The following is an 11048-nucleotide window of genomic DNA, read 5'->3' on the forward strand; positions in this document are numbered from 1 at the left end:
ATTCGCTCGACCTTTCTGGACTTCTTCCGCGAACGCGACCATCGCGTCGTGCCGTCCAGCCCGCTCGTCCCGTCCGATCCGACGCTTCTGCTGACGAATGCGGGCATGAACCAGTTCAAGCCGTACTTCCTAGGCGAAACCGAACCGGAGCACCCCCGGGCGGTGTCCGTGCAGAAGTGCGCGCGTACCTCCGACATCGAGAACGTGGGCCGCACCACCAGGCACGCGACGTTCTTCGAAATGCTCGGCAACTTCTCCTTCGGCGACTACTTCAAGGACGAGGTGATCGCCTGGGCGTGGGAACTGTTCACCCGCCACTACAACCTCGACCCGGAACGCCTATGGGTCACCGTGTACCTGGACGACGACGAAGCGGAACGCACGTGGCAGCGCGTCGGCGTCCCCTCCGAGCGGATCCAGCGGCTCGGCATGGAGGACAATTACTGGTCGATGGGCGTGCCGGGCCCATGCGGCCCGTCCTCCGAACTGCACTACGACCGCGGCCCGTCCTTCGGGCGCGAAGGCGGCCCCGCCGTCGACGGCGAGCGCTACCAGGAACTCTGGAACCTCGTCTTCATGCAGAACCTCCGAGGCGAAGGCACGGGGAAGGACGACTACCCGATCCTGGGCGAACTACCTGCACGTAACATCGACACCGGACTCGGCCTCGACCGTCTCGCGACGATCTTGCAGGGCGTGGACACCGTCTGCGAAACCGACCTCCTCTCCCTCACCTTGCAACTCGTCCAAGAATTGGCGGGCCGCCCCTATCCGGGCCGCGACGGAAGCGACGACTCGGCCTCATTCCGCATCATCACCGAACACGCCCGCTCGATCGCCTTCCTCATCGCCGACGGGGTCATGCCGTCCCGCGATGGCCGCGGCTACGTCCTGCGCCGGCTGATGCGCCGCGCGATCCGGCACGCGCGCCGCCTCGGCATCGGCCCGTCCCTCCCGGGCCTGACGTCCAGCGTGATCGGCACCCTCGGCGGAACATGGCCGGAGCTGACCGAGCACCGCGCCCTCATCCACCAGGTCGTCACCGCCGAAGAAGAGGGCTTCGAGCGGACGCTCCGCCAGGGCTCCCGGCTCCTCGACACGGCGATCACCCGCGCGACCTCGGCCATCTCCGGCCGCACCGCGTTCGAACTGCACGACACTTACGGCTTCCCCATCGACCTGACCATCGACGCGGCGCGCTCGGCCGGCCTCACCGTCGACGAGGACGCGTTCGCGGAACTCCTCGACGCGCAACGCCGCCAGGCACACCGTGCAAGCCAGGACAAGAAGGGCGGCGCGCTAGCCCGCCAGGAGCTCTACCGCCGGATCACCTCCGAACACGGCCTCACCGACTTCGTCGGCTACTCCTCGCAAACAGCCGAAACAACCGTCCTAGCGCTCCTCACTCCGCACGGCGGAACCCGAACCGCGCCCCCGGGCGACGAGGTCGACGTAGTCCTCTCCCGCACCCCGTTCTACGCGGAGTCGGGCGGCCAGGTCGGCGACCGGGGCGAGCTGCACACCCCCACCGCCAAGGCGCAGGTTCTGGACACCCGCCTGGGCCTGGACGGCCTGCACGTGCACACCGTCCGCGTACAGGACGGCGAACTGACCGTAGGCGCCGAAGCGGAAGCGCTGGTCGACGCGTCCCACCGCTCGGCGACCGCGCGCTCGCACAGCGCCACCCACGTCCTGCACGCGATGCTGCGCCGCCTACTGGGCGACCATGCGACCCAACGCGGCTCCCGCGTCGAGCCGGGCCGCCTGCGCTTCGACTTCACGCACACGTCGCCCATCGAAACGACACCGCTCCAAACCCTCGTCAACGACTACCTGCTCGACGACCCCGAAGTGCGCATCTGGGAGGCGACCCGAACGGAGGCGGAGAAGGCGGGCGCGCTGGCGCTGTTCGGTGAGAAGTACAACGACACCGTCCGCATCGTGGACATCGGCGAAGCATCACGCGAACTTTGCGGCGGCACCCACGTGGGCCACGGCTCACAGGCGGGCCCCGTCCACATCGTCGGCGAATCGTCCATCGGCACGGGCCTGCGCCGGATCGAAGCCCTCACCGGCACCGACGCGCTACGCCACTACGACCACCAACTCCACATCCTGAACGAACTGGCGACCCTCCTGAACGTCCACCCCGATCAGGCCCCGGACCGCCTGCGCCAACGCCTGCAAACCCTGGCAGAAACCCAACGCCACCTAGAAGCACTCCACCAAGCAGACCTGCAGAAGCAAGCCCAGCACCTGGCCACCCAAGCCGAACAACTGCCGAACGGCTGGCTGGTTGCACAGACCGTCCCCGACCTGACCAGTACAGACCTGCGCACCATCGCAACCAGCATCCTCGACCCGCGCGGCATCGTCATCCTGGGCACCGAGCACAACGGCAAGGCGGCGCTGGTAGCGGCAGTAGGCGCCGACACGAGCGCGCAGGCCCGCGACCTCCTGACCCACGCCGCCCAAGAGGTGGGGGGCGGCGCAGGCGGCAAGGGCCCGATCGCCAACGCGGGCGGCCGCCACCCCGAAAACCTGCCGACCGCGATCGCCAAAGCAGCAGCCGAAGCCCGCACTCTCCTCACACCGCACTGAGCTGTCGCATCTCCAGCGAGCATGGGCGGATTGCCAGGATCACCTTCCGAAACTGTCTGCTCTGACTGGATCCACTGCGCGGCAACCACGGCAGGCCATATGCGCACGTGGCCTGGAGCTACGAGCGGGGCCTACCACGGTCATGTTCGACACTCCGGCACCGGCGCTCGCGGGGCCACCGGCAGGAAGGCACCGGGCAAAGAACAACCCGGTCCCGGCACCCGAAGGTCGGCCGCAAAGGTCCCGGAATGAGACGACGACGGCCGGGCGCGCCCGACACGGCGCACCCGGCCGTCACAGTCGGGCTGGCGGGATTTGAACCCACGACCCCTGGCACCCAAAGCCAGTGCGCTACCAAACTGCGCTACAGCCCGCACACCACCGCGGACCGCGATGACGGGAGAAGTCTAGTCCCGATCAGTCCCCGTCCGCTGCGCAGAACCCGCGACCCGCCCACCCCGGGAACCCTGTACGCTACGGGATGGCGATCGAGGCCCACCCGGGGCCCTCCATCCGCTCGCGGGCGTAGCTCAATGGTAGAGCCCCAGTCTTCCAAACTGGCTACGCGGGTTCGATTCCCGTCGCCCGCTCGGACGTTCCCGCAGGTCAGAGGCCATATGACGGCGATCTTGGAGCGACTCCAAGATTTTCTATCACTGTTTCTATCACTGCACCTTTACGTGATCATGGTGGATCCCGCCGTCCGGACCGGCACTGCAGAGCACTCCTCCGGCCCGCCGATTGGACATCGCCCCACCCTCAGTGGACTGGACATCACCGACAGATCGTCCACGCTCGGGGGGCCCCGGCCCGCCGCCGAGCAGCGGGCACGGGCGGCGACGAGAAGGATCAACCTCGCCACCCTCCGTCCCGAGCCCTGGCATCGTGGAAGAGGCCGTCAAAGGACGCAGGGGGAACTGTGACCACGTACGCCTTCGACGAGGACCGCCACGCGCTCATCGCCTTCTGGGAGACCGGTTCGGGCCACGTCGCCTCCACCTGCGCCGAACTCCCGCGTGACACCCCCGCCGGCGCAATCCAGCATCTCGCTCAAACTCTGACCTGGTTTTCCGCCCAGGCCTGGCGCACCTACACCCACCCGGCCTCCGCGGCGGACGAGCACGAGGCGAACACCGAAGGCTGGCAACGCGAAGAAGACCGCAAAGCATTCACGACAGTGGCGAAGGCTCTAACTCACCCGAACCTGCCCTCCGACGGCATGCTGGTGACTTCCTACAACCCAGTCGAAGAGAGCGCCCACCAGGTCGGCCGCGCCCTGCACGACCTCAAGAATCCCGACCTGAACAAACGAATCAACACCGAAGTCCAGGCCGAGATCGCCGCGATCGAACAGGCAGAACTCGGCAACCTGACAGGCCGTGCCTCCCAAGCTCTGGCTTTCACCCGCGCCGACGCATCCCCCGTCCAGGTCCAAGCCGCCGACAAGATCCTCGCCCAAAACCCATTCGGCAGCCCAGACCTATTCTCAGAGATCGAGCCCGTGGCCGCCGCCGTCGCCCCAACACAAATCATCAAAGAGGCAGACAACATCGAGGCTCTCGCACACGAGACCCCGACCATCGTGCTGCAACAACTCGAACTCGGCCTCAGCCCATACGAGGCGGTAACCGGCCTGATCCGCGGCGCCATGACCGTCGCCGAAGGCGAGATCCCCGACCTCGAAACGCTCCTCGAACGCGTCACCCAAGCCGAGGAACTCGCCGACCAGCACCATGACCCACGACTCCGCAACGCCCTGCTCAAAGAACTCCGCATTACACCGCTCGACCCCAAACGTCCCGCGCACGACCTCCTCGAAGACATCCTCGACGGCATCCGTGGCTGCTGGCTCATCTACCAGGAAGACACCCCCGAAGACGACGAGTTCGTCAACGCCATACGCATGGAAGCCAACACCAACCGCGACCGGCTCACCTGAGCCCGTTTCACCAGAAGTGCTTTCACGGTCCGGCCCGAGATGGTCCGAGGCCGAGCACCCGACCGGCGTGCAGGCGGAGGCGGAACCATCCCCGCGGGCGCGGGGCCGAGGCGGGGTCGTCGCGGCGGTCGGCCGGGGGTGGGACCATCCCGCGGGCGCGGGGCCGAGCCGCCGCCGTCATGGAGCGGACCTCCGGACCGCGGACCATCCCGGCGCGGGGCCGAGACCTCGTACACGGTCAACGCCCGCACGGCGGACAGACCATCCCCGCGGGCGCGGGGCCGAGGGCGAGGAGGGCGCGGTGACGGTGACGGCGTTGGGACCATCCCCGCGGGCGCGGGGCCGAGCAGGTACTCGACTGTGGCGGCGGACCGGTGCACGGACCATCCCCGCGGGCGCGGGGCCGAGGCCGCGGTGCTCGTCGGCGATCTGGTCGACGGCGGACCATCCCCGCGGGCGCGGGGCCGAGGCCGCGCGCCAGGCGGCGCCGTACAGCATCGAGGGACCATCCCCGCGGGCGCGGGGCCGAGCGGCCACCGCGCCGGCGCCGCGCGTCAGAAGGGGGACCATCCCCGCGGGCGCGGGGCCGAGGCCTGTGCCGAGGTGCGGCGCACGATGGCGCAGGGACCATCCCCGCGGGCGCGGGGCCGAGCCCGGTAGCCGCTGCCGGTGCTGACGCGCGTCAGGACCATCCCCGCGGGCGCGGGGCCGAGGCTTGTTGACCTGCAGCGTTATCTTGAAGGGGGCGGGTTTTCGTTTAGTTGGTTTCGACGGCGGGCGGAGAGGATGAGGCCGTCGAAGTCGACGGGCTTCCACCGATCCTTGCCTGCCGTGCGGATGGACCAGCCCTGTTCGTTGGTGGCTGGTTCGACCAGGATGGCTTGGCCGTCACCGATGCGGGTGGCGAGCAGGTCCCAGATGCGGTCGCGGATGCGGCGGCTGGGGTTGCCTACGAATACTCCGGCATGTACTTCGATCATCCAGCGGGTGAGGTGGCCGCGGAGTCCTTCGGGGGCGGCAATGAGGACGATGACGGTTGTCATGTGGTGGCTTCGTTGGGTGGTTCGAATTCGGGGCCGATGATCGCGAGGTGCTCGTCGCCCATCCCTGGTTGGATGAGGTCTTCGCTTCCGGACCAGTTCACGCCGCCGGAGACTGCTCCGGCGTGTTCGTCCCAGAGTTGGTTGACGTCCTCGTCGATGGGGAGCCGGGTGGCTTCGTCGGGGGCGAGAAGTGTTTTGACGTCGTGGACGATGCGTCCCAGGAGGCGGTTTTCGGCGATGAGGTCGCGGAGACCGGTTCGGGCGTCACGTTCGTCGGTGAGTCCTTGGGCTGCCAGGTCGAAGGCGAGGGGGATGGCGTAGTCGGCCTTATAGAGGTCGGCGATGTCCAGGACGAAGGAGATCGCAGATCCGGTGTGGACGAAGCCGAGGCCGGGGCTGGCACCGAGGCCGACGATGACGGCGTGGCAGATTCCGTAGAGGGCGGCGTTGGCGGCTGAGAGCAGCCGGTTGAGGTCGTCGCCGGCGGCGTGAGCGTCGCCGGCTCTGTACTCTCGGCGGTTCCAGGTGACGCCGGTGCGTTGGGCGTGGGTTTGGTAGAGCTTGCGGATGCGGGTGCCTTCACGTCCGCGGAGTTGTTGCATGGTCGCGGTGGAGACGTCCTCGCCAGGGAAGCGCATGGCGTACATGGCGCGGGCGACGTTGAGCCGTTCCTTGGGTCTGGTGACCAGGTAGGCCTGCCGCTGAAGTAGGCCGGCGCCGCGGGCGGGGCCGAGCCCGGTGGCGTAGAGGCGGACGCCTTGCTGGCCGACCCAGCATATGGCGGTGCCGGAGTCTCCGAGGAGGTTGACGGCGCCGTGGGTGATACGGGTGCCGGGGCCGAGCAGGAGGACGGCGACCAGGGCTGCGGGGATGCGGACGGTTTCGCGTTTGTTGATGACCACGACGGCGTTTTCGTCGCGGTCAACATGGCTGCGTTCGACGTAGACGCTGGAGACGCGGTCCTGGAGGCGGTGCAGGTCGTGTGGGTGGGCTTTCCACCAGATGTCAGGCATTCGGTGTCCCTGGTGGCGGCGCGAGGGTGAGCAGGCCGCAGCCGTAGGCTTTTGCTGGTCCGACGCCGCCGAGCAGGGCGCGAGTGAGCAGGTCGGTGTCGGTGACCTGGAGACGTCCTTGAAATGTTGCGACGTGCAGGACGACGTGCCGCCGGTTGCGTTTGGTGAAGGCGAGGCGGTCGCGGTGGATGATCCGTACGTCGGGTGCGGGCGTGGACTCCTCAACGGGGAGGAGCGGTAGGCCGGGGTCCGTGCGGGCGGCGGGGATCTGGAATCCGTATCCGGCTGTCCGTTTCAGCAGCCAGTTGAGTTGGTGTGCGGCGGTGCGATGGCCGGTGCGGATAGATGTGCGGCGCTTCCGCGGCGCGTGGTCGGGGCCGGAGGTTCCGTTGGCTTCGGGTGGGCGTGGCATGTTCTGGACGGGGTTGGCGGTGAGCCGGAAGGTGAACTCGCGGCCGACGGCCAGTTGGGCCAGGAGTGGGGTGTAGTCGGCAGTGACGTAGTGTTCGCCATCGTTGGCGTTGGGCCATCCGGCGGCTTCGACCACGTGGTTCCAGTCGGGTTTCGAACGGGTGAGGGCGATCAGGTGGGGGCGGTGGGGATTGTCGGTGTCCAGCCGCCACAGCGGGCGTTCGGTGTCGGGGGGTGCGGGGACGGCGGCGCAGACGTGGCTGTGCATGGCCTGCGGGTTTGACAGCAGCTCACGGGACTGCTGTCGCAGTGGGTTGAGGCGGATACGGGACAGATAAGTCATGGTCGGTTCACCAGCCCAGCAGCGCGAAGGGGTCGTGGCCTGCGCCGGTGGGCGCGTCGGGTTCGGGGAAGCCGGTGGGGGCCGAAACCCAGGAGTGGGCGACACGGCGGCTGGTGAAGCGGCGGTCGCGCAGGGAGAATGACAGGGGCACGTCGTGGACGACGTCGTCACCGTCGGGGGTCTCGACGGTCACCGGCAGGTCGATACGAGCAGGGCGGCCGTGGCGGCGTTGGAACTCGCGGCGGGCCGCATGCCCGGCCTGCCAGGGCTGATCGCGCAGAGCGTCGCCCATGGGGCCGGGGCGCAGTTCGAGGATGATGGGTTGGGTCGGCGGGCAGGATCGCCGTCCAAGCGCGAGCGGGAAGGCTGGGCGCCGGACGGCGGCGGCCAGGGAGTCAATGAGGGCGGCGTTGCCGGCGACACCGACGACGAACACGGCGTCTTGCAGGTAGTAGCGCTGGGTGACGTGTGTGTGCTTAACCGGTGAGGTAGGTTTCTGTACGCCTTTCGCGTTCACGGCTGCTTGTGGAAGCGGGCGGCCGCGGTAGTCGCTGACGGTGTGGTAGTCGCGCAGCAGCGTCCCGGCCTGATCGACGCGGACGCCCAGGGCCAGGTCAAGCAGGTCGCCGGGAGGGTCTTCACGGCGTCGGCCTTGCGCGGCGGCCAGCAGCCCGAGGATCCCCGACTTGGTGGGTTCGGGTCGAGTCTCGCGCCGGTTGAAGCGGCTCTGGTCGCCCCAGGACTGCATGGGTCCGGCCAAGCGCAGCACCAGGACCCGCTCTTGGTCTGCCATGGCGGTGGCCCTCAGCTCTGCCATGTCCGGGTCAGGACCTGGTGCAGGTCCTGCAGCATCTGGTCGAAGGGCTGGTTGCCGCCGAAGGCGCGGGCTACGTCGTTTTCGGCATCGCCGTCGAAGGCGTGGGAGACGGCCGCGTGAACGGGTTGATCGCCCCATTGCTGGACCGAGCGCAGGTACTCGCGGGCCAAGCGGCCCGCGGACTCGGCGGCGATGCCGTGGGCGGCGCCTGAGGGGTCGGTCGGCGGGATGGGCCGTTCGAAGGCCGAGACTAGGTTGACGGGGTGGTCGTCGCGGACGACCACGGCGACCAGGCTGGGCCGGGTGCGGTGGGCGAAGGAGGTGATGTGGCCGGTGGGCATGGACAGTGCGAACGCCCGGCCGAAGCGCTGGACGGCGTCCAAGGCGTCGTTGGTCGAGCCGATGTTGCTGATCAGCTGGTGCACGCCGATGGTGGCGTAGCGGTAGAGGGTGGCGGAGTTGAAGCCGATGTTGCCGATCATTCCGGCGCCGGTGTCGTCGGATTCGTTGGCGTCGTCGACTGCGGTGTAGTAGTCCGATTCCAGGTCGACGCGGTGGGTCGACAGCGCGTGGGCGACCTGGGCGGCGGCATCGACGTTGAGGGAGGGGATGTCGGCGACCATGCGTCCGAACAGTGCGACCCCCATGGGGTGGCTGGTCTTGAGCTCGTCGGCGATCTTCAGGTCTTTGACGGCGGCCGTCAGGTCGTCATCGGACGCGGCGGCGAGGTCGGTGGCGCGGTCGGCGACGAGGTCGACGATGCGGTCGAGTTGGCCGTAGCCGTAGTACAGCAGGTAGGCGGTGTCGCCGGCCTTGCGTCCGGCCTTGATGCCCAGGGGCTCCAGGAGCACTCCGGCCAGCCGCTGGGCCTGCTCGGATTCCAGGCTGGTGCGGGTGCCGAGCCGTCCGGACAGCTGCTTGGCGATCTGCTTGGTGCGGGTCGACTGGTCGGCCTGGGGCAGGTGCCGGTCGAACTCGATGCGGGTCGCGCGCTTCCATGCCTGCGAGGAGACCCGGGAACGGCGGACGCCGCCGAAGAAGGCCTCCTTCGGGTTTCCCTGGTCGTCGCGGTTCAGATTCGCCGGCGGGACGGTTTGCACGATGTGGTACTCGACGTACTGCTGCTTGGACATAGCGGCTCCCGTAGAGATGTCTGTGGACGAGGTGGCTCGCACCGGTCAGGAGGTGGGATCGGCCCCCTCATCGGCCGTCCGGCCGGTCGGCCCCTCGGCGTCGTCTGACTCCTGGTCGTCTTGCTCGGCCCAGACCTGGTACTGCACGGCCCAGCGGCGGCGGGCACGGCGGCGGCCGTCCTCGTAGTGCCAGTCATGGATCAGTTGCATCAACCCGTCGTAGTCCACCGGCTGATTGATGACGCGGAGTTGGTCGATGAGGCCGCGCAGCCGCATCAGCAGCGCCGTGGGGCTGGTAGCGGTGGCGGCCGCGTTGACGCGCGCGTCCACGGCTTGGGCGCTGAACCGGCCATGGACGCGTAGCCGGTGAAGGGCGTGGCCCAGCGGCACCTTCGGGTCGTGCATCGAGGTGCTCTTGGACTGCTGATGCAGTCCGTACAGGGCCAGCGCAGCGTGCTCGGCCCGCTGCTGTACCGACACCTGGTCACGCTGAGCAAGGTGGTCATCGATCGGACAGGTGTAGAACCGCCACACGCGCGGCACCTCTCCGGCGTCACGGCCGAGCCCGGCGCGCAGCGCGGCCAGGTCCTCCCCCGGTGGGGGGCCGAGTGGGCGGCCGGTGCGCGGGTCGCGTGCGAGCCAGCCGCCTTTGGTGTCGACGCGGTTCCAGTAGCGCTGAGTCATCGGTACCCCTCGCGATCAGGTGGGGAAGTGGTCTAACCCTCGTTGCCGGTGCGGGGAAGGATGTGGTTGAGCCGCCGCTGGAATTCGTGCACGGCGATGCCCAGGGGGTAGGCCGCCGCGGTCGTCCCGTCGGGCTTTCTGGTCTGGCGGCCGGCGAACACGCTTTCGGAGACAGTGGCGTGCACCGAGTCGGCGACCTGCAGCGCCAGCCGCCGGGCCTGCTGCTCCCACGCCAGCACGCCGCGGTCGACGGTTTCGAGGTCCTGGACGTTCTGCAGGCCGCGCAGCAGACGCCGGACCACCGGATCCAGCAGGTACAGCAGCCGCTCGCCGGGCCGTTGTCCTTTGTCCCACGGGATGGGGTCCAGGCCGCCGGCGCGGCGCAGGTCGGCGGAGAGGTGGTTGACGGCTTGCGCGAGTTGCTCGGCCTGCTCGGTGGCCTCTAGGACCGCGGTGTGGACGCCGGTGTCGGTGCGCAGCGCGGCGACCGGCAAGGGGGTCAGGTCGTGCAGGACGTCCTCAACGATTGCGGACTGGTTGCCGTAGACCATGCCGAAGGTCTCCGCACGCAGCGGGTACTGATCGTCGATCAGTTCGTCGGCTTCCAGTCCTCTGATCTGGTCGAGTAACTCGCTGGTGCGAAACGCCGCGGTTTCTTCGGCCTCCACGGCGAGCAGGGCGTTCATCCCCCGCCAGACCGCTTTCCCCGGCGTGTGCCGCAGTGGCCGCTGCGGCACAGGCTTGGCTGACTTCGCCGTCTTCTTCGCGGGTTTGTCGGCGCGCCATGCTGTGTGCGGCTCCCAGTCGGGCGTCATTGAGAGCCGGTCGCCAGCCGCGACGATCACGCTGGTCACGCGGACACCGTCAAGGGTCTGTTCGGGGATGAGCCGGATGCGCCGTGACTGCCACGTCCACAACTCCAGCAGCCCTTGTGCCGTCCGGCTCTCCCACGCGGGGCCGATGGACCGCTTCCATTGCGGAGATCCGAGCCGCCCCTGCACGCCGATCGGGATGTTGAGCAGAAGGGTCTCGTAAAGCGTCCGGCCGATCGGGACCACCACACC

9 protein-coding genes, 2 tRNA genes and 1 CRISPR repeat array are annotated in these 11048 nt (G+C 68.6%); of the genes, 3 read left to right on the forward strand and 8 right to left on the reverse strand.

Annotation, left to right across the window (positions count from 1 at the left end):
- Positions 1–2601 (forward strand): alanine--tRNA ligase (gene alaS, locus AL2_RS35490; RefSeq protein WP_067641648.1); only part of this gene is annotated, 2601 nt, incomplete at its 5' end.
- A gap of 300 nt (positions 2602–2901) precedes the next feature.
- Here alaS and AL2_RS35495 read toward each other — a convergent pair.
- Positions 2902–2975: transfer RNA gene (locus tag AL2_RS35495), tRNA-Pro, on the reverse strand.
- A 145-nt stretch (positions 2976–3120) separates the two neighbouring features.
- On the opposite strand from AL2_RS35495, the gene AL2_RS35500 reads away from it, so the two are divergent.
- Both AL2_RS35500 and AL2_RS35505 read left to right on the forward strand, forming a co-directional pair.
- Positions 3121–3191, forward strand: a tRNA-Gly gene (locus AL2_RS35500).
- Between the two features lie 329 nt (positions 3192–3520).
- Positions 3521–4540: a hypothetical protein gene (locus tag AL2_RS35505; RefSeq protein ID WP_067641649.1), complete on the forward strand. Its 1020-nt coding sequence runs from the start codon at positions 3521–3523 to the stop codon at positions 4538–4540.
- 258 nt (positions 4541–4798) lie between these two features.
- Positions 4799–5253: a CRISPR direct-repeat array (repeat unit 28 nt; unit sequence GGACCATCCCCGCGGGCGCGGGGCCGAG).
- Between the two features lie 18 nt (positions 5254–5271).
- Here AL2_RS35505 and cas2e read toward each other — a convergent pair.
- The 7 genes from cas2e to AL2_RS35535 form a co-directional block, all read right to left on the reverse strand.
- Positions 5272–5583 carry a type I-E CRISPR-associated endoribonuclease Cas2e gene (cas2e, locus tag AL2_RS37050; protein ID WP_083947251.1) on the reverse strand — a complete coding sequence of 104 codons (312 nt, stop codon included), beginning with the start codon at positions 5581–5583 and terminating at the stop codon, positions 5272–5274.
- The gene (cas1e, locus tag AL2_RS35510) at positions 5580–6596 is read right to left on the reverse strand and encodes a type I-E CRISPR-associated endonuclease Cas1e (RefSeq protein WP_067641652.1); all 1017 of its coding nucleotides are present in this window, start codon (positions 6594–6596) and stop codon (positions 5580–5582) included. The genes cas2e and cas1e overlap by 4 nt, the downstream gene beginning before the upstream one ends.
- Positions 6589–7350, reverse strand: a complete 762-nt coding sequence (cas6e, locus tag AL2_RS35515) for a type I-E CRISPR-associated protein Cas6/Cse3/CasE (RefSeq protein ID WP_067641653.1) — start codon at positions 7348–7350, stop codon at positions 6589–6591. Before cas6e ends, cas1e begins: the two co-directional genes overlap by 8 nt.
- A 7-nt stretch (positions 7351–7357) precedes the next feature.
- Positions 7358–8167, reverse strand: coding sequence for a type I-E CRISPR-associated protein Cas5/CasD (gene cas5e, locus AL2_RS35520; protein ID WP_083947252.1), 810 nt, complete (start codon positions 8165–8167; stop codon positions 7358–7360).
- Positions 8155–9300: a type I-E CRISPR-associated protein Cas7/Cse4/CasC gene (cas7e, locus tag AL2_RS35525; protein ID WP_067641661.1), complete on the reverse strand. Its 1146-nt coding sequence runs from the start codon at positions 9298–9300 to the stop codon at positions 8155–8157. The genes cas5e and cas7e overlap by 13 nt, the downstream gene beginning before the upstream one ends.
- A 45-nt stretch (positions 9301–9345) precedes the next feature.
- Positions 9346–9984 carry a type I-E CRISPR-associated protein Cse2/CasB gene (gene casB, locus AL2_RS35530; RefSeq protein WP_067641662.1) on the reverse strand — a complete coding sequence of 213 codons (639 nt, stop codon included), beginning with the start codon at positions 9982–9984 and terminating at the stop codon, positions 9346–9348.
- A gap of 32 nt (positions 9985–10016) precedes the next feature.
- Positions 10017–11048: type I-E CRISPR-associated protein Cse1/CasA (locus tag AL2_RS35535; protein WP_157438575.1), on the reverse strand; the 1032-nt coding region annotated here is incomplete at its 5' end.

Origin of the sequence: Actinomadura latina NBRC 106108, assembly GCF_001552195.1 — a bacterium.
In the GTDB taxonomy this organism is placed as follows: domain Bacteria; phylum Actinomycetota; class Actinomycetes; order Streptosporangiales; family Streptosporangiaceae; genus Spirillospora; species Spirillospora latina.

Excerpts from the sequence above, each read along its gene's own strand:
- cas2e (WP_083947251.1), bottom strand. The coding sequence starts at position 5,583 with ATGACAACCGTCATCGTCCTCATTGCCGCCCCCGAAGGACTCCGCGGC.
- cas1e (WP_067641652.1), bottom strand. The coding sequence starts at position 6,596 with ATGCCTGACATCTGGTGGAAAGCCCACCCACACGACCTGCACCGCCTC.
- cas6e (WP_067641653.1), bottom strand. The coding sequence starts at position 7,350 with ATGACTTATCTGTCCCGTATCCGCCTCAACCCACTGCGACAGCAGTCC.
- cas5e (WP_083947252.1), bottom strand. The coding sequence starts at position 8,167 with ATGGCAGAGCTGAGGGCCACCGCCATGGCAGACCAAGAGCGGGTCCTG.
- cas7e (WP_067641661.1), bottom strand. The coding sequence starts at position 9,300 with ATGTCCAAGCAGCAGTACGTCGAGTACCACATCGTGCAAACCGTCCCG.
- casB (WP_067641662.1), bottom strand. The coding sequence starts at position 9,984 with ATGACTCAGCGCTACTGGAACCGCGTCGACACCAAAGGCGGCTGGCTC.